We start from the raw sequence: 18,053 nt of genomic DNA, 5'->3' as shown, positions 1-18,053 counted from the left end.
ATTCTAGAATAATATATGAATGCGAGTATATTATATCGGTATAATGAATAGCGCAGTTAGTTTTTATGGTACGATAATAAGGGAAATTGTTAAGAGAAAAGGGGTTTAATAGAATACTATGAAGCTGGTATCATGGAATGTAAATGGAATTAGAGCATGTGTGAAAAAAGGGTTTTTAGATTATTTTCACCGGATGGATGCGGATATATTTTGCCTGCAGGAAACAAAGCTTCAGGAAGGTCAAATTTCATTGGATATAAATGGATATCATCAGTTTTGGAATTATGCTATCCGGAAGGGGTATTCAGGAACTGCCGTCTTCACGAAACAGAAGCCGCTCACTGTTTCATATGGGTTTGGTGATGGAGAAAAAGAAATCGAGGGAAGGATCATAACGTGTGAATTTGATTCTTTTTATTTGGTGAATGTATATACACCTAATTCAAAAAGGGACCTTTCAAGGATTGAGGAACGTCTGGAGTGGGAGGATACTTTAAGAGTATACCTTGTTGAATTGAACCATCATAAGCCGGTCATTCTATGTGGGGATTTAAACGTCGCTCATGCTGAGATCGACCTGAAAAACGATAAATCGAATCGGGGAAATTCAGGTTTCACCGATGAAGAGCGGGGGAAAATGACGTTGCTCCTTCAGGACGGGTTTGTAGACAGTTTTCGATATCTTCACCCTGAAAAGGATGATGCCTACAGTTGGTGGTCATATATGAGTAATGTGCGTGAACGAAATATCGGATGGAGAATTGATTACTTTATCCTATCCAAACATTTAGCTCCTTCAATAAAAAAGGCTGAAATTCACTCTGATATTCTCGGCAGTGATCATTGTCCTGTATACTTAGAGTTAGAGTAGTACATACCAGAACTAAGGCGTAAAGTTTTGAGGAGGAAAAGGAATGTTACAAAAAAGATTGAAACAATACATTGACGAAACAAAAGAATCTGAAGGTGCGGTTCCTTTATTCAAACAGGAAAGGGAATATGCCTTAAAGTACGGATTACTGGATGCTGATGAGATAACTTCTCCAGATGCAGATTCCCGTTTTCAGGAGGCGTATATCGAGCGTTGTGATAAAGAAACCGAAGAACTGATCAGTCAGGAATCCCCGATATTTCTTCACCAGCCCATCACCTACCTGAAAGAGCAAAAAAACGAGTTCGTTTTCCTCGAATCCATTTGGTTTACAATGATTGGAGTGGAAGCTGTCTCGTTGGAAGTGGACGATGTCTTTGGGACGTATGATGCCATGCTTGGGTTAAAGCTTCAAAAGAAGTATCGGAGTCAGATCGAGCGGTACTTAGAAGAGTCCCTTGAAAGTGAATCGTCATATGATCTGTTGTTTAATGGCGAGGATGGGCTGTGGGACCTGAATTTTACATTGAATGATCTTCGTGATTTTAATGAAAGACAATCAATACTGTCAGTATATGAACTTATATATGAATTTTTGTTTAATCTCCTTCAAAACATGGAGGAAGCATAATTCATTATCCCTCTCGAAAAACCATTTCCGAGGGGGATTTTATTTGGCCTTATGTTGTTTGATTGGATCGTATTCAAACAATTTCCCTTCATATACGAGATGGAAATCTTGGTGCTTTCTGAAATCCTCAGGAGTAATCAGTGCAGGCAGCTTATCCCACAGTTTGATCCCTGAGCGATGAAGGATCTCTGCTACAAACTGGGAACAAAAGTATGAGTTGCTGAATTCGACGGGTTCATTCATTGATACGCCAAATACTCCAAGGATATTATAAAGAAATTTATTGCGGCTCCTTTTAAAAACATTCAATACCCGTTTCATCTTTTCGATATTCCGGTCCGTTACTTCCAATTGATAAATGACGCACGTGGTATGGGGGTATTTACTGTATGTTCCCTGGTAGATATCCTCTTTTACAAATCCTCCATTTATGGGGTTGTTAGGATGTTTACGACCGAAGCTGTATAACTCAGTCAGTTCACGGTCAAAGGAAATGGACGCATGGTTGTATGGAGCTTTCGTGTACTTTTTGATGGATTTTGTAAACAGTGTTCCGGTATCCGTCAGTAAAATATAGATATATTGACTATTCATAGCTCATTCCCTCTTTTAAAGTAGTAGAATTTCCCATATGCTTAATTATACAATAAATGAACCGCTTGAATACGGTCATTTCAATAAGGGGGATGAATATGGAATCGGCCATTTGGACTTTATTTATAATATTTATAGGATTGGTCGTTGTGAACGTCCTGTTTTTACAGATTAAGAGAAAGCAAAGTGAAAAAGACTTCTCCAGAATTTCCTTAAGGGTAAAAACATGGTGGGGGATGTTTGGGGTTTTTTGTTTGGCGACTTTGTTCAATCCAATCATCTCCATGTTATCTTTAATGGTTCTCTGCTTCTTTTCCCTTAAAGAGTATTTCTCCATGATGAAAACGCGGAAAGCCGACAGGCGAATCTTCCTATGGGCTTATTTATCGATCCCGATTCAGTTTTACTGGATATATATTGGATGGTATGGGATGTTCATAGTGTTTATTCCTGTATACGTATTCTTACTTTTGCCGCTGCCCAGGCTTTTAGGGAAGGGAACATTGGGATTTCTTCGTTCTGTCAGTTCTACTCAATGGGGACTGATGCTCATGGTTTTTGGGTTGAGTCATCTCGCTTATTACCAGGTTGCAAATCCCGAATATGGAGCGAATCTTGTTCTGTTCCTGGTTGTCCTCACTCAGGTGAGTGACATCGTACAATTTGTGGTATCCATTTATATTGGTAAGCGTAAGGTAGTACCGACATCTAATCCTGCCATTACGTGGGAAGGCTTTTTATCTGCGGTGCTGGTTACGACAGGGGTGTCCTATTTCACATACCCTTTTTTAACACCACTCGACTTGAAATTCGGGATCCTCTCAGGGCTGATCATCAGCATCAGTGGTTTTGTAGGCAGTTTGACGATTTCCGTATTGAAAAGGGATCTTCTCATCGGTGATCGAGAAAGAATGGCCTCATTAAAAGAAAGCTACCTCAATCGCGTCGACAGCTTAGCCTACACTTCACCCATATTCTTTCACATCATCCGGTATTACTTTGACTTCATGTGAAGAAACTTAGGGGGACGGACCTTTAATAGGTCCGTCCCCCTTATGCTTTTTATCTTTTCTCCTTGGAGCGGTTGTTGATTTCTTCTGTCACGACATAAGCAAGGTCATCATTCCCGAATAGGGAAAGGACGCCAAGTAAAGTGCTATCTGGAATGTCTTCGGATTCTTCTTTAGGGACGGTCAAGTCGATTCCTTGCTGCAGGGCAGGGTTTTCACCTTGCTCTGGATAAGCTTTTTGATAAAGGGTGGCAGGATCGAGATCATGATTCACACACCACTGTGCAAATACAAGGATCATCATATGCTCGTCCTTCTGGTAATTTTGAATGATTTTTTCTTGCATTTCTTTAGAATTCACTTAGTATCTCTCCTTAAACGGTTGTTCTTGTTTTTATTATATCGAAGTCTGAGAAGGAAGCCTATTCATATCCTTTTTCAGTCTTAGGATAATACATTTTAAAATCAAGGGTTCAAGGTGTATAATAAGAGGATGGAAGAAACATGTTTAGTACTTGAAAGGAAGTTAGAACCATGAATATTACCAATCACCATGCTGAAGAATTAAAAGATCCAACCGGTATTTTAAGTGGAGATCGCTATGAAGTGATTCTTGATATCGAAGTACCCGAGGACGATGAGCTGTATTCAGAACAGGGTATATACATAAAGGCCATCTTTGTCAGAGACGACAATGGAGCAAGGATTGTACAATCCACGATCCTTGAAAGAAACACTGAGTCAATCATGGACTTCGAGTTAGAAGAAGAGGAAGAGAACCTCATTTTGGCATATTGTCAGGAGCATATCCAATAAATAGATACAGAACATCATCCCATTCACTGATATCGGGATGATGTTTTTTTATTATTGGTTGTTGGTATGTAACACCAAAAATGTCCAATGAGAACCCATTCTTTATTAAATGACTGATAATTCAGAGATCAATGAGTTGGCATGGAATTTGCATGTTAACAAAATGAATGAGTGAACAGAAGGGAGAATGGTGGATGAAGGACTATTGGGGGAAAGTGAAAAAACTATTTATCGTATTGACTGTATTGGGATTGATTGCAAGCCTGGCCACAACTGACATATTGGCCAAAAAAGAAAAAAATATCAAAGGGAATCTGTTGATTGTTGGAGGTGCTTTAGGAAGCAGTAATTCGAATGTGTATGAAAAGTTCATAGAACTATCTGGGGGGAAGAAAAAAGCAAAGATCGGGATCATCCCATCAGCTTCAGATTCTTTGAAATCTTCTAACCAATTTAAAGAGGATCTGATTTCTTATGGAGTGGATGAAGAATCCATCGAAATCCTTCCCATTTCTTCTTATGATTTCTCAGGGACAGAAGAAGATGAAAGCTTATGGAAGGTCAACGCTGAAAATAAACAGATCAGAAAACAGATTAAAAAGCTGACAGGCATTTGGTTTGTCGGTGGTGATCAGTTGAAAATTACGGATGCGTTAACGATGAGGAATGGTGAAAAGACAAAGGCTCTGGAAGAAATTTGGGGTATTTATGAAAGAGGGGCGGTAATTGGTGGGACAAGCGCTGGAGCCGCCATCATGAGTGACGTCATGATTACGGGTGGAGACAGTCTCGGCGGCCTTCGACAGGAGTTTACAACTGAGGATGTATCGAACCCCAACGAAGAATATGCTCCTATTTATATAGAAAAAGGACTGGGATTCTTTCAATGGGGCATCGTGGATCAACATTTCAATGAGCGATCCCGCCTGGGCAGACTGGCAGTTACAGCACTGCGTTTTAAATCACCTGATGAGTTGGCATATGGGATCGATGAGGATACGGCAATGGTGGTGAATAATCAAGAAGGGACGGTTTCTGTCTTGGGAAAAAGCAATGTCACAATCGTAGATGTTGAAAGCGCCAAAACATCAAGGAACGAGATTAGGGATCTGGATATCAGTTATCTTTCTCCTGGCGATGAACTTAAAGTGAAAACGAAAGAGTATATGATTGAGGAAGATAAGGTAGAAACAAAAGACTATGAATATTATAATTTCAAACCTCTTCAAGCTACCGGGGTCCTTTCATCTTATGGGACATTGCCTCACTATCTCTCGTATTCACTTGTGGATAATGAAGCCGTTACTGAGGTCACCAGTTACCTCTATGACAGTAAAGGAAAGGGTTTTGAACTTACCTTCAAGCAAGGTGAAGATACAAACGGATTCTGGGGTTATCAGGATGGTCAAAAAGATACTTACTCCTTACTTCATGTGAAAATGGATGTATCTCCTGTGAAGGTCAGCTTTAATGAAAAAGACCGGCTTGAAGACTTTAAGGAAACTCCACTTGATACATCCGAGAGTGCCTTTGATCCCGACACAAAGGGAAGCCTTGTCATCGTTGGCGGGGCATTAGGTAGCAGCAATGAGGAAGTGTATAAAGAATTCATTGAGCGAGCCGGTGAAACTGGAAAAATCGGAATCATCCCTGCAGCAAGTTCCAGTTTGAAGTCTTCCAAAACATTTAAAGAGGATTTGACCTCGTATGGCTACCCGCCAGAACAAATTGATATCCTTCCCATATCCAATCATGACTTCAAAGGAACGGAAGAGGATGAATCAGAATGGACAGATAATAAGAATCACCCCGATATTGCAGGCCGCATTCTAGATTATGATGGGATCTGGTTTGTTGGTGGAGATCAAACAGATATCACTGATGCACTTTTGAACGGAGACGGAACGAAATCACTGGCCCTGGAAAACATCTGGGAAATCTACCGTAATGGAGCGGTTCTTGGTGGGACAAGTGCAGGTGCCGCCATCATGAGTGATGTCATGATCGCAGGTGGTGGAAGCTACGATACGTTAGCTAAGGGCTATACTGATTCATATGACGGGATGTCTCAGCAAGAAGGTGGACCTGGATACCTGGAAAAGGGGCTTGGTTTCTTCCCGTATGGTATCGTTGACCAACACTTTGATAAAAAAGCACGATTGGGACGATTGATTGCTACAACGGCAGTTTATGGAGAAGAAAACGAATTATCTTATGGAATCGATGAAGACACCGCCTTGATAGTGGATAACCAATCCAGGACGGTGGAGGTAAAGGGACGAGGCGGGGTATCGATAGTCGATTTAAGTCAGTCAGATCTTTCACCGTCGTCTCATACGTATGAAGACATCCGTTTATCATGGATCACTTCAGGAGATCAATTTAATCTAGAGACTAAAGAGTTTTCCATCAGTGATCATAAACTATCAACCAATGATTACGAATACTATGATTATTACGCCGCACCGCATACGGGAGTATTGACGCCGCACCCGACACTTGCAAACTATTTGAGTTACAGTCTCTTAGATAACGCCCGGATGGATGAAGTGAAGAGTTACAGCTTTTCTGAATATGAAGGGTTTGAACTTACCTTCAGAAAAGGAAGTGGAACAGAGGGGTTCTGGGGATATAAAGATGGAAACAAGGATGATTATTCATTCTTTGGTGTGGAAATGGATATCAAACCGGTCGAAGTCATGATTGAGAATAATTAAATGTGGTTGAACAGCCTGGGCGGAATGTGCCCGGGTTTTTTATTTGGCTAATATGACAATTGAACTGTATATATCCGTTATAGCATCTGATATACTATTGATAACAGATTGCTAGCAAATGATATCAAGTTGATAGATGAGGAGGTCGAACCTTGTCAGATCAAGGGAAAATGCAACTTAATGTAAGGGTTGATAAAGAAACTTCAGAGAAATTGGACGAAATTGTAGAATACTATCAACGGAATACAAAAATTGGAAGGGTTTATAAAGGTGACGTCTTAACAGACATCATTCACAAATCTTATGAGGTCATGGAGAAGCAAAAAAGAATTCAAAACCGGAAATATTAGCCTATATATAAGCAACAAATCAGCAAGAGATAAACAGTTCTTTAAAATGAGCTACATATGAAAATCAGGGTCATTTATGTCATAATATAGGAGAACCGTTTAAAATATTGAAGCAAAAGAGGTATTCAGCATGCAAATGCCGAAAAAAATAATCAACATCCAAAAAGGTTCAGGAATTTCACCATATATTTGGAGCATCATCAGTATCCTGCCCTTTTACTTTATCTTTCAGTCTTCTTCTACAATTGAAATTGCGGTCGGGATTTCTTTGACCATAGCATTCTTTATCTCTTTACGTTTCGCTTTTATTTCGAAGGATTGGCCGGTGTATTTATGGACATCGATATTGATTGCGATCTCCATCACCATGACCATTCAGTTTAATTTCATCTATTTCGCCTTTTACATAGCCTATTACAACGGAAATATAAAAAATCGGGTCGCCTTTTTAACCCTATATATCATCCACCTTGTATTGACGACTGCATCCATCAACTATAACTTCGTTTTGCAGAATGAATTGTTCCTGTCACAATTTCCATTCATATTGATCATCTGGATCAGCGTCATTCTTCTACCTTTCAATATCTATAATCGAAATAAACAAGTGCAGCTCGAAGACCAGTTGGAAGATGCCAACAAGCGTATTTCAGACCTTGTCAAGCAAGAAGAAAGGCAAAGGATTGCGCGGGATCTGCATGATACGCTTGGGCAGAAGCTTTCTCTGATCGGTTTAAAAAGTGACCTGGCGAGGAAATTGGTGTATAAAGATCCAGAGCAGGCACGACAAGAATTAAAAGACGTTCAACAAACGGCGAGAACGGCTTTGAGTGAGGTAAGGACAATGGTTTCCCAGATGAGGGGAATCCGATTGATGGATGAGATCGTCAGGATAAAGCAGCTCTTAAAGGCGGCTGAAATTGAATTCATAATGAATGAAGACGACTCCCTCCCTCATTTATCACTCTTCATGGAGAATATATTAAGCATGTGCTTAAAAGAGGCTGTCACAAATGTGGTCAAACATAGCAAGGCTTCTTATTGTGAACTCACCTTGGAAGAATCCGATAAAGAGATGACGATTGTGGTGAAAGATGACGGTGTGGGGATCGGAAGTGATTACACACAGTCAGGAGGAAGCGGTCTGATCGGGATGAGGGAGCGACTGGAATTTGTCAATGGCAGTCTGGACATTGTTTCGGGGGAAGGCACCACCCTGATCATGCGGGTGCCTAAAGTAATCAAACAGACAGACAGGGAGGGAATGGAATGATTCGAATTGTGATTGCCGAAGATCAGCGAATGCTGTTGGGTGCCCTGGGGTCTCTTTTGAGTTTGGAAGATGATATGGAAGTGGTAGGGAAAGCCGGCAACGGTGAAGAAGCCATTTCCCTCGTGCATGAACTCAAGCCGGATATCTGCATCATGGATATCGAAATGCCTAAAAAGACAGGCCTTGAAGCTGCAGAGGAGTTGAAAGGTGAAGAATGTAAGGTGATCATCCTTACTACTTTTGCAAGATCCGGTTATTTCCAGCGTGCTTTAAAAGGAGGAGTAAAGGGTTACTTGTTGAAGGACAGTCCCAGTGAAGAACTGGCAAACTCAATCCGCCTGGTAATGGACGGTAAGCGTATCTACGCACCGGAGTTGATGGATGATGTCTACAGCGAAGAAAACCCTCTCACAGACCGTGAAAAAGAAGTGCTGGAGCTCGTTGCCGAAGGGAAGAACACAAAGGAAATCGCTGATGAATTAAAGCTTAAAACAGGTACTGTCAGGAACTATATCTCCACCATACTCGACAAGCTTGAAGTGAAAAATCGAATCGAAGCCATCACACAATCCAAAGAAAAAGGGTGGTTTAAATAAAGAGAGGGACGGACCTTCAAGAAGGTCCGTCCCTCTTATTAAATTGCAAGTTTATGGATGTTCATTCAGTGCTGATAGGCAGACAAAAATGGTCTGATGAACTTTTTTATAAAAAATTTATTGCATTTAATCTGCTGTACAACCTTTTGCTGCCACTGGATCCGACGGCCGATTGGTAACTGAAAATATAACATGAATTGTTTTTTTATGTTGACAACTAAAAGTATCATGATACGATTACAACGAAAACAAAATTTCATAAGACGATCCACTAGGGGTGCCTTCTAAAAGGCTGAGATTAAAGTGTTACTTTAAGACCCTTCGAACCTGATCTGGTTGAGACCAGCGTAGGGAAGTGGTGTTTGACGGTCGCAAAGAATACTAGTCTATCATTCTGATCTCAAGCCACTTTCTGTATGCTGTATGCATCACGGGAAGTGGCTTTTTTGTTGCCCATTTCGGGTCGTCTGGAAAAGGAGCAGGAAATTATGTCATTTTCAAAAGTACTACGAAACGAAGTCAATGAAATTTGGGATGCGAGCTTTCAACATCCTTTCGTTAAAGGAATAGGGGATGGAACGCTACCAATCGAGAAGTTCAAGTACTATCTTTTGCAAGATGCCTATTACCTTTCACATTTCTCAAAGGTGCAGGCGCTTGGTGCATCAAAGGCATTGGATCTACATACGACATCACGAATGGCAACGCACGCTGTAGGGACGAATGAAGCAGAGCTTTCATTACATGAAAATTTCTCCAAGCAATTAGGCATTACCGAAGAGGAAAGAAAGAATTTCAGGCCTGCCCCTACGGCATATGCCTATACCTCGCATATGTATCGTTCCGCACGGTATGGGGGTCTAGCTGATATCCTGGCGGCGATCCTCCCATGCTATTGGCTCTATTACGAAGTGGGGGAACGCCTGAAATTTTGCACACCGGAAGAGCCTGTTTATCAGGAATGGATTAAGGCATACGGAGGGGAGTGGTTTAAAGAGCTAGTGGAAGAACAAATCCAACGACTTGATGAATTGGCAGAATCCATGACCGAATGTGACAAAGAAAGAATGAAAGATAATTTCATTTTAAGCAGCATTTATGAATTACAGTTTTGGGAGATGGCTTATACCCTTGAACAATGGCCGTTTCAGCATGCCCTGTATGCAGGTAAGGAAATGAGTGAACCACATGTCTAAATTAAAACTGACCGACATTTTAGTGACGGTGGTCATTTCCATTATGTTTGGCGTCATTTATAAGCTTTGGGGGCCATTTTATAATTTGTTGAAACCAATTGGATTGCATGCAGATCAATTTATCTATGGAATGTGGTTCATGGCGGCCACAGTGGCATTTTTGATTATCCGAAAACCGGGAGTCGCCATTTTAGCAGAAATAGCCGCTTCTTCAGGAGAGTTTCTAATGGGTTCAGAATGGGGACTCGAGGTTCTTTTATTCGGAGTGATTCAGGGATTGATGGCAGAATTGGTTTTCTTCCTAACGAAATATAAACGCTATGATCTTTCAATTATATGTTTAGCGGCTGTTGGGTCTGCATGTGGCTCCATTTTAATGGATTACATGAAAGGGTATATAGGGGATTTAGTCCTTTGGAATTTGACATTATTCATCGTTGTGAGAATACTTGGATCGATTGTCATCGCAGGTGCAGGATCTTTTTATGTGGTAAGGGCTCTTGAGAAAACAGGAGTCACAAGTCTAGTAAGACGAGCAAATCAAGATGATTACGATGTATTGAACCATTAAAGGGGTGATGCGTATGCATGTCGAAAAACTTCGACTTACATTTCCCGGATCGGAAAAACGGATGTTTAATGATGTCAGTCTGTCAATCAAGGAAGGGGAGAAAGTATTGCTATTGGGACCATCCGGATGTGGTAAATCAACACTTCTCCATGTTTTATCAGGGGTGATCCCCAGATCTGTGGATGTTCCCATGAGAGCTGCAAACTTGGAGGCATCAGAATCTTATGGCTATGTATTTCAAGATCCGGACTCACAATTTTGTATGCCCTTCGTTGATGAAGAATTGGCCTTTGTGCTGGAGAATTTACGGACTCCCCGTGAAAAGATGAAAGGTGAAATCCGACGGTTATTATCTGAGGTGGGATTGGAACTTGATGATCCCCATACGAAAATCTCAACATTATCAGGAGGCATGAAGCAGAAATTGGCCATTGCTTCTGCTCTTGCCTCGGTGCCAGATACATTGTTCCTGGACGAACCGACTTCGATGTTGGATGAGCAAAGTACAACATCTGTTTGGAAAACAATAAAAGAGATCTGTTTAGATAAAACACTGGTAATCGTAGAGCATAAACTTGATCACGTCCTTGACATGATCGATCGAATCATCGTTTTCGATTCAAATGGAACCATTATGGCGGATGGAGCGAAGGAGTGGATCCTGAACCATTACAAAGGTACGTTGAAGAGCTTGGGTGTCTGGTATCCGGACGCCTGGAAGGAGTATCTGACATCCCGTCAAACGAGGGAGATTCCCTCGTTGGGACCTGTGATTGCAAGACTGGAGGATTTTAAAGGCTATATTCAAAAGAAAGAAAAGGTTCATTTGCCTCATGCCGAAATCCGTAAAGGGGAATGGATTGCTATAACAGGAGAGAATGGTGCAGGGAAATCAACGTTACTTCACAGCTTAATGAAATTCATTCATACGAGCGGTACGTACGAATTAAATGGAATACAGGTCAAAAGGAAAAAAGTTCCGAAAGATTGTGCGTTCGTATTTCAAAATCCCGAATTACAGTTTGTCACCCATTCCGTTTTTGATGAAGTGGCCTATAGCTACCGGCTAAAGAGCTTCACCGAAGAGAGTGTGGAAAGAAATGTTCATGAGCTACTCCAGCGATTCCATCTTCGTACATTTAAGGAACATCATCCTTATTCTTTATCTATGGGTCAAAAACGCAGATTAAGTGTTGCAGCATCCATCGTTCCCAGTAAGGAGATTCTGTTATTGGATGAACCAACCTTCGGACAGGACGCTCTTAATACGTTCGAACTAATTGAAATGCTTTTCGAGTTACAGCAAGAAGGCGCAACTATATTGATGGTGACTCACGATATTGAAATCATCCGTCATTTTGCCACCAGGGTATGGACGATTGAAAATGGAAGACTGAGTCAAGATGAGGGTGTAGAAGTAGTGAGGAGTAAAGCATTGTGAATATGGAAATCGTTCATAAACACACCTGGCTCCATCACATTAACCCGAGTATGAAATTGATCGTAATGGTTGCCCTTTTTCTATTTTTACTATTCGTTCATTACTTGAACTGGCTAGTGTATTTGACTTTGTTCGCTTTCCTCTTATTGTGGTCATTCTCTGGATATGCGAGTAGGTTAGTGATGTTAATGACCATGCCATTTTTCCTTGTATTTCTCTCTACGTCTTCCTCAATGATCATGTTCGGGAAAGGGGAGACAACGTGGCTTTCTTGGGGGATGATCCAAGTGACAGAGGAGAGTTTTTATAGGGGAATTCATATTGGATTAAGGGCATTCCTATTCGCTGTTTTGGGCCTCTTATTTGCTCTGACGACGAGACCTGTCCTGCTGTTTTATTCGCTTATGCAGCAATTGGGACTTAAGCCGAAGTATGCATATAGTTTTATGACCGGGATAAGACTGATCCCCATCATGATGGAAGAGTTCAATACCATCCGGAATGCACGGAGAGTCAGGGGCACCCGTGAACAAAAAGGCTTTAAGAAACTATTCCATATCATAGAGTCCTATTCCATCCCCTTACTGGCACGAAGTATCAGGAGGGCTCACAGAATTGCAGTTGCCATGGAAACAAAAGGATTTGAGGGAGATGGGGAGAGAACCTATTACTACAAAGTAGGATTTTCGAAATTTGATGGCTATTTTATTCTGAGCATCATCACTCTGATTTCTTTAAGTTATATCCTTTCTATTTATCTACCAATATTTCCGACGGGAGATGTTCGTTATGGAAACTGAAAAGAGGCGACGACTACATGTCATTTCCACTGGTCAGCAATCAAGGGAAGAATTGGTGGAAATATCGAAAACCATCCATCCCTATATCGATATGCTTCATATTCGCGAAAAAAGCTGGACAGGGGCGGAGTTGATTAAAACCGTCGATGAATTAACAGCTGCTGGTGTTCCTTTAAGGAAGCTGTGCATCAATGACCGTGCAGACATTGCTTGTATGAAACACGTAAGAGGAGTCCACCTTGGACATCATAGTGCTCCTGTATGTCTTGTGAAGGAACGTTTTCCATCCTTGAAAATCGGTTCATCGGTGCACAGCATAGAAGAAGCACAATGGGCATATGACCAAGGGGCAGATTTTCTTCTATATGGGAATGTTTATGAAACGACGTCTAAACCAGGGAAAGAAGGCAAGGGGACTGTTGATTTAGAAGACATCGTTTCGAACATCCCTCTGCCCATTATTGCCATCGGGGGTATTACACCGGAACGAGTTGAAGACATTGTGAGAAGCGGTGCAAAGGGTATCGCGGTATTATCAGGTATCTTTCTTTCAGAAAATCCTCTCGAAGCAGCCCGTACTTATTATAAGGCAATCCATAAGGAGGTGAACCAGCTTGGCGAAACAATATGATGTCTTGATTGTAGGGGGAGGGGTAATCGGCTGCTCCATTCTGTACCAGCTTACCAAAAGAGGAAAAAAAGCATTGCTGATTGAGAAGAATCAATTGGCATCCAAAGCATCAAAAGCTGCAGCGGGAATGCTTGGGGTACATACGGAGTTAAATGGGGGAAGCCCCCTCTATAGGGTGGCTAAGAACAGCCGGAATATGTACCCCGTTCTTGCGCGTGAATTAAAAGAAGTAACGGGTATGGATATAGAGTATGTTGAAAATGGAATGGTCAAACTGGCAAGGACAGAGGAAGAGGCACAGACTTTAATAAGTGTTGCTACCAAATTGGATCAGGATGAAGAGGTAGAATGGCTATCCTCTCCAAAGCTTTCAGCCTTCGAACCTCTTCTCTCTAAGAAGGCGACAGGCGGTTTGTTCATTCCACGTGATGGGAACGTCGCGGCACCAAAGCTGACAGAAGCGTTAGGGCTCGCGTCAGTCAGATTAGGGGCTCAAGTCAATGAGTATACGGATGTATACGACTTTATTGTTGAAGGAAGTAGAATATCGGGAGTTCAAACGTCAATCGGTCCCTTATATGCATCTGAAATAATCGTTGCGGGCGGTGCGTGGAGTCAATCTCTATTGGAGAGAGTCGGTGTGACACTTCACTCTTATCCAGTCAAAGGGGAATGCTTTTCGGTGAAATGTTCCCGGAAACTGGTGGAGAGGACCATTTTCACTGAGGGCTGCTACATCGTTCCGAAGGTGGGGGGGCGATTTCTAATAGGCGCAACAGAACACGCTCATACTTTTGATGAGACCATTTCCGTTAGCGGGATGATGAGTTTAATGAAGAAAGCTACAGATATTTTACCAGAACTGATCCATGCCGATTGGGAAAAAGCCTGGTCAGGTATTCGGCCGCAAACACAAGGAGGACTACCGATCATCGGAAGGAGTGAAAGGTGGGAAGGGCTCTCCATTGCAACGGGGCACTACCGGAATGGTATTCTCCTGGCTCCCATCACAGGAGTCATGATGGCAGACCTTATAGAAGGCAAGGAGAATCGATTACTACATTCACACGTAGGGAGTTGAGAAAGTGGAATTAAAGATTAATGGACAGCTGGTGACAGTCCCTGACACAATCTTTACGATAGAAGATCTTATACACCATTTCAAATTGAAGAATCGAACGATTATGGTTGAACAGAATCACACCATTTTAAGAAGAGAAGAACATGAAAAGGCAACAGTTGAAAATGGAGATACCATTGAACTGGTTCAATTCGTAGGAGGCGGTTAACATGTTGAAAATCGGAAACTATACATTCCATTCCAGATTATTGTTAGGAACAGGGAAATATCCTAATTTTGATATTCAGAAGAAAGCAGTCGAGGTTTCTGGTGCAGAGATTCTTACGTTCACGGTAAGGAGAATGAATATATTCGAGCCCAGTCAACCCAATTTCTTAGAAAAACTCGACTTGGATAGCTACTCATTATTACCGAACACGGCTGGTGCAAAAACAGCGGGCGAAGCGGTACGGCATGCACAGTTAGCCAGGGCATCAGGGCTATGTGACATGATCAAGGTGGAAGTGATCGGATGTGACAAAACTCTATTGCCTGATCCTGTTGAAACTCTGAAGGCCACGGAAGAATTGATTAAAGAAGGATTCACCGTCCTCCCTTATACTTCTGATGATGTGGTTCTGGCAAGTAAATTGGAAGAGTTGGGGGCACATGCCATTATGCCTGGTGCATCACCGATCGGATCGGGGCAAGGAATTGTGAACCCGGTAAATCTTCGCTTCATTATTGAGCAGGCAAACGTACCTGTCATCGTTGATGCTGGAATTGGATCACCTGCAGATGCTGCTTTTGCTATGGAACTGGGCGCAGATGCTGTGTTGTTGAACACGGCGGTGTCACAAGCGAAAGATCCCGTTAAGATGGCCAATGCCATGAGACTTGCCATTGAGGGTGGCCGTTTTGGTTATGAAGCTGGAAGAATCCCCCGAAAGCGCTTTGCTTCAGCCAGCAGCCCGACGGAGGGGATGAGTGTTTGAATGAGGAGAGATATTCAAGACAAGTCTTATTTTCACCCATTGGAAGAAAAGGCCAGGAAAGGATAAGGAATAAGCATGTGCTGGTCATTGGGGCAGGAGCTTTGGGCACGGGGAACGCCGAAGTCCTCGTTCGTGCCGGCATTGGAAAGCTGACGATCGTGGACCGTGATTACGTCGAGTGGAGCAATCTGCAACGACAGCAACTTTACAACGAGCAAGATGCAAAAGATCATCTCCCAAAGGCGATCGCTGCCAAAAACAGGCTGGAGGAAATCAATTCTTCGGTTGAGATTGAAGCACATATTCTGGATGTCATGCCTGAAGAGTTATTGAACTTGGCTATGGGTGTGGACCTGATCATCGACGCTACAGACAACTTTGAAACGAGGATGATCTTGAATGATGTATCCCAAAAACTTTCCATCCCCTGGCTCTATGGAGCATGTGTAGGGAGCTATGGCATTTCATTCACGATTCTTCCCGGTGTCACACCGTGTCTTCATTGTTTACTCAATGAAGTCCCGATAGGTGGCCTGACATGTGACACAGCAGGAATCATCAGTCCTGCCGTATCACATGTAGTCGCCTATCAAACGACGGAGGCATTAAAGATTTTAGTGGAAGACTATGAATCTATCAGCCATAGGGTAGTCTCTTTCGATTTATGGAAAAATGAGCATGTGTCACTGGATGTGAGGAATTTGAAAAGAGAAGAATGTCCTTCATGTGGTGTACATCGAACGTACCCAAGTCTTCGATATGAAAATCAAACCAAAACGGCCGTCCTGTGTGGACGGGATTCCGTGCAAATCCGGCCAGCTTCAAGGCACTCTGTTAACCTGTTGGCCATTTCTAGAACACTTGAGAACCAAGGCAAGCGCGTGGAAAGGAATCCATATTTGATCAGCTTCAAGGTAGATTCCCTCAAAGTCGTATTATTCTATGATGGAAGGGCACTTATTCATGGAACGAAAGAAATTATGAAAGCAAAATCAATTTATCATCGTTATTTTGGTTGAAAGAGGAGTGTATACAGATGGTGTATAAAGCGTTGACAATTGCAGGGTCGGATAGCAGTGGCGGTGCCGGCATTCAAGCGGACCTAAAAACCTTTCAAGAGTGCCATGTCTATGGTATGTCTGCCATTACAGCTGTTACAGCACAGAATACAAATGGTGTGCAGGGTGTATTTCCATTGTCGGCTACGGAAGTAATAGAACAATTGATATCCGTAGCTGAAGATTTACCTCCCCAAGCTGTAAAAACGGGAATGTTAGTGAATGAGGAGATCATTGCTTCTGTTAGTGAATTCGCCAGCTCCTCAGTCTGGGAAAAGCTTATAGTCGATCCTGTGATGATTGCGAAAGGGGGAGCTTCATTATTAGAAGAGAAATCCATTGAAACATTGATTAATCAATTAATCCCGATTGCTTACGTCATCACTCCCAATATACCTGAAGCAGAAACATTAACCGGAAGAGAGATACTGAACGTCGATGATTGCCGGAAAGCTGCGGAGGACCTTTACATGATGGGGGCAAAACATGTAGTCATAAAGGGCGGTCATCAGTCACAATCTCAATCATTATATGCCACTGATATTCTCTATGACGGAAAAGGATTTTATGAGTTTACAAGTCCAAGAATCTCTACGCCCCACACGCATGGAACAGGCTGTACGTTTTCAGCGGTCATCACAGCAGAATTGGCGAAAGGGAACACCGTATATGATTCAGTCCATACTGCCAAGGGATTTATTACAGCCGCCATCTCACATTCTCTCGGGATCGGGAGTGGACACGGGCCAACGAATCATTGGGCTTATTTTGAAAAGGTAAAAATATGACTCTGAGAGACTCTTTAAAGCTATATTTTGTGATGGGCAGCCAAAATTGTGACAGATCTCCTGCCCGTGTGTTGGAAGATGCACTTTCAGGCGGGGTTACCATGTTTCAATTTCGAGAAAAGGGGATTCGTTGTTTGAAAGGAAAGCCTATGATGGAACTGGCTCTTGAACTGCAGCAGTTGTGTCAAAAGTACAGTGTACCCTTTATCATCAATGACGATGTGGAGCTTGCATTGTTATTGAACGCAGATGGTGTACATATAGGGCAAGAGGACGATCCCATCGAGGAAGTCCGTAAAAAAATCGGGAATAAAATTCTTGGCGTCTCAGCCCATAATGTTAAGGAAGCCAAGCTCGCGTTAGAGTCAGGTGCGGATTATCTTGGAGTCGGCCCTATGTTTCATACGACAACAAAGAGTGATTGTAGAATCGTTAAAGGACCTAAGGTGATTGAATCAATAAGGGAAGAGGGAATCCACCTCCCGTTGGTAGGGATTGGAGGGATCCATACCGGAAATGTCCATGAAGTTCTAGAAGCAGGTTCAGATGGTGTAGCGGTCATATCAGCGATTTCGAAACAACCGGAACAAGCTCGTATCCTATTCCAGTCGGTCCAGGATAATCTTTTACAATCAATGTAGATGGATTTTTATCG

General features: G+C 42.3%; 21 protein-coding genes and 1 riboswitch. Of the genes, 19 read left to right on the top strand and 2 right to left on the bottom strand.

The window, feature by feature from the left end; genetic code table 11:
* Nucleotides 1-118: 118 nt before the first annotated feature.
* Both SLH55_RS13095 and SLH55_RS13090 read left to right on the top strand, forming a co-directional pair.
* A complete protein-coding gene (locus SLH55_RS13095; protein WP_219169928.1) occupies nucleotides 119-871 on the top strand; it encodes an exodeoxyribonuclease III in 753 nt (250 codons plus the stop codon).
* Nucleotides 872-914: 43 nt separating this feature from the next.
* Complete coding sequence (locus SLH55_RS13090) at nucleotides 915-1,502, top strand: branched-chain amino acid aminotransferase (protein ID WP_219169930.1); 588 nt, start codon at nucleotides 915-917, stop codon at nucleotides 1,500-1,502.
* A gap of 39 nt (nucleotides 1,503-1,541) precedes the next feature.
* On the opposite strand, the gene SLH55_RS13085 is transcribed toward SLH55_RS13090, so the two are convergent.
* On the bottom strand, nucleotides 1,542-2,096 hold the full coding sequence (locus tag SLH55_RS13085) for a hypothetical protein (protein ID WP_219169932.1): 555 nt from the start codon (nucleotides 2,094-2,096) through the stop codon (nucleotides 1,542-1,544).
* Nucleotides 2,097-2,194: 98 nt separating this feature from the next.
* Between SLH55_RS13085 and SLH55_RS13080 the strand changes: the two genes are divergently transcribed.
* The gene (locus SLH55_RS13080) at nucleotides 2,195-3,109 is read left to right on the top strand and encodes a phosphatidate cytidylyltransferase (protein ID WP_320323613.1); all 915 of its coding nucleotides are present in this window, start codon (nucleotides 2,195-2,197) and stop codon (nucleotides 3,107-3,109) included.
* Nucleotides 3,110-3,158: 49 nt separating this feature from the next.
* Here the strand turns inward: SLH55_RS13080 and SLH55_RS13075 are convergent, their stop codons facing one another.
* Nucleotides 3,159-3,467 (bottom strand): hypothetical protein, encoded by a 309-nt coding sequence (locus SLH55_RS13075; protein WP_320323612.1) that lies wholly within the window; start codon nucleotides 3,465-3,467, stop codon nucleotides 3,159-3,161.
* Between the two features lie 173 nt (nucleotides 3,468-3,640).
* On the opposite strand from SLH55_RS13075, the gene SLH55_RS13070 reads away from it, so the two are divergent.
* The 16 genes from SLH55_RS13070 (at nucleotide 3,641) to thiE (ending at nucleotide 18,039) form a co-directional block, all read left to right on the top strand.
* Entirely contained in the window at nucleotides 3,641-3,922 is a 282-nt protein-coding gene (locus SLH55_RS13070; protein WP_219169938.1) for a DUF6509 family protein, read from the top strand.
* Between the two features lie 194 nt (nucleotides 3,923-4,116).
* Nucleotides 4,117-6,639 carry a cyanophycinase gene (locus tag SLH55_RS13065; protein ID WP_320323611.1) on the top strand — a complete coding sequence of 841 codons (2,523 nt, stop codon included), beginning with the start codon at nucleotides 4,117-4,119 and terminating at the stop codon, nucleotides 6,637-6,639.
* A gap of 152 nt (nucleotides 6,640-6,791) precedes the next feature.
* Nucleotides 6,792-6,989: a hypothetical protein gene (locus tag SLH55_RS13060; RefSeq protein ID WP_219169942.1), complete on the top strand. Its 198-nt coding sequence runs from the start codon at nucleotides 6,792-6,794 to the stop codon at nucleotides 6,987-6,989.
* 136 nt (nucleotides 6,990-7,125) lie between these two features.
* Nucleotides 7,126-8,262, top strand: coding sequence for a sensor histidine kinase (locus tag SLH55_RS13055; protein WP_219170291.1), 1,137 nt, complete (start codon nucleotides 7,126-7,128; stop codon nucleotides 8,260-8,262).
* Nucleotides 8,259-8,858, top strand: a complete 600-nt coding sequence (locus tag SLH55_RS13050) for a response regulator transcription factor (RefSeq protein WP_320323610.1) — start codon at nucleotides 8,259-8,261, stop codon at nucleotides 8,856-8,858. Before SLH55_RS13055 ends, SLH55_RS13050 begins: the two co-directional genes overlap by 4 nt.
* 263 nt (nucleotides 8,859-9,121) lie before the next feature.
* Nucleotides 9,122-9,229, top strand: a riboswitch (TPP riboswitch).
* 117 nt (nucleotides 9,230-9,346) lie between these two features.
* Nucleotides 9,347-10,054 carry a thiaminase II gene (gene tenA / locus SLH55_RS13045; RefSeq protein ID WP_320323609.1) on the top strand — a complete coding sequence of 236 codons (708 nt, stop codon included), beginning with the start codon at nucleotides 9,347-9,349 and terminating at the stop codon, nucleotides 10,052-10,054.
* Entirely contained in the window at nucleotides 10,047-10,625 is a 579-nt protein-coding gene (locus tag SLH55_RS13040) for an ECF transporter S component (RefSeq protein ID WP_219169947.1), read from the top strand. The genes tenA and SLH55_RS13040 overlap by 8 nt, the downstream gene beginning before the upstream one ends.
* A 13-nt stretch (nucleotides 10,626-10,638) precedes the next feature.
* Nucleotides 10,639-12,066 (top strand): ABC transporter ATP-binding protein, encoded by a 1,428-nt coding sequence (locus SLH55_RS13035; RefSeq protein ID WP_413787095.1) that lies wholly within the window; start codon nucleotides 10,639-10,641, stop codon nucleotides 12,064-12,066.
* Nucleotides 12,063-12,866, top strand: a complete 804-nt coding sequence (locus SLH55_RS13030; RefSeq protein WP_413787094.1) for an energy-coupling factor transporter transmembrane component T family protein — start codon at nucleotides 12,063-12,065, stop codon at nucleotides 12,864-12,866. The genes SLH55_RS13035 and SLH55_RS13030 overlap by 4 nt, the downstream gene beginning before the upstream one ends.
* Nucleotides 12,856-13,497: a thiazole tautomerase TenI gene (gene tenI / locus SLH55_RS13025; protein WP_320323607.1), complete on the top strand. Its 642-nt coding sequence runs from the start codon at nucleotides 12,856-12,858 to the stop codon at nucleotides 13,495-13,497. The genes SLH55_RS13030 and tenI overlap by 11 nt, the downstream gene beginning before the upstream one ends.
* On the top strand, nucleotides 13,481-14,578 hold the full coding sequence (thiO, locus tag SLH55_RS13020) for a glycine oxidase ThiO (RefSeq protein ID WP_219169954.1): 1,098 nt from the start codon (nucleotides 13,481-13,483) through the stop codon (nucleotides 14,576-14,578). Before tenI ends, thiO begins: the two co-directional genes overlap by 17 nt.
* 4 nt (nucleotides 14,579-14,582) lie before the next feature.
* Nucleotides 14,583-14,786, top strand: coding sequence for a sulfur carrier protein ThiS (gene thiS / locus SLH55_RS13015; protein ID WP_219169956.1), 204 nt, complete (start codon nucleotides 14,583-14,585; stop codon nucleotides 14,784-14,786).
* A 1-nt stretch (nucleotide 14,787) separates the two neighbouring features.
* Nucleotides 14,788-15,552 carry a thiazole synthase gene (locus tag SLH55_RS13010; RefSeq protein ID WP_219169958.1) on the top strand — a complete coding sequence of 255 codons (765 nt, stop codon included), beginning with the start codon at nucleotides 14,788-14,790 and terminating at the stop codon, nucleotides 15,550-15,552.
* Entirely contained in the window at nucleotides 15,549-16,571 is a 1,023-nt protein-coding gene (locus SLH55_RS13005; protein WP_320323606.1) for a thiazole biosynthesis adenylyltransferase ThiF, read from the top strand. The genes SLH55_RS13010 and SLH55_RS13005 overlap by 4 nt, the downstream gene beginning before the upstream one ends.
* Before the next feature lie 17 nt (nucleotides 16,572-16,588).
* Entirely contained in the window at nucleotides 16,589-17,398 is an 810-nt protein-coding gene (thiD, locus tag SLH55_RS13000; RefSeq protein ID WP_320323605.1) for a bifunctional hydroxymethylpyrimidine kinase/phosphomethylpyrimidine kinase, read from the top strand.
* Complete coding sequence (gene thiE / locus SLH55_RS12995; protein ID WP_219169965.1) at nucleotides 17,395-18,039, top strand: thiamine phosphate synthase; 645 nt, start codon at nucleotides 17,395-17,397, stop codon at nucleotides 18,037-18,039. The genes thiD and thiE overlap by 4 nt, the downstream gene beginning before the upstream one ends.
* Nucleotides 18,040-18,053: the final 14 nt, after the last annotated feature.

Origin of the sequence: Rossellomorea sp. YZS02 (genome assembly GCF_033963925.1) — a bacterium.
In the GTDB taxonomy this organism is placed as follows: domain Bacteria; phylum Bacillota; class Bacilli; order Bacillales; family Bacillaceae_B; genus Rossellomorea.
The sequence above is the reverse complement of the archived record's forward strand: the minus strand, read 5'-3'. Positions and strand labels throughout refer to the sequence as shown.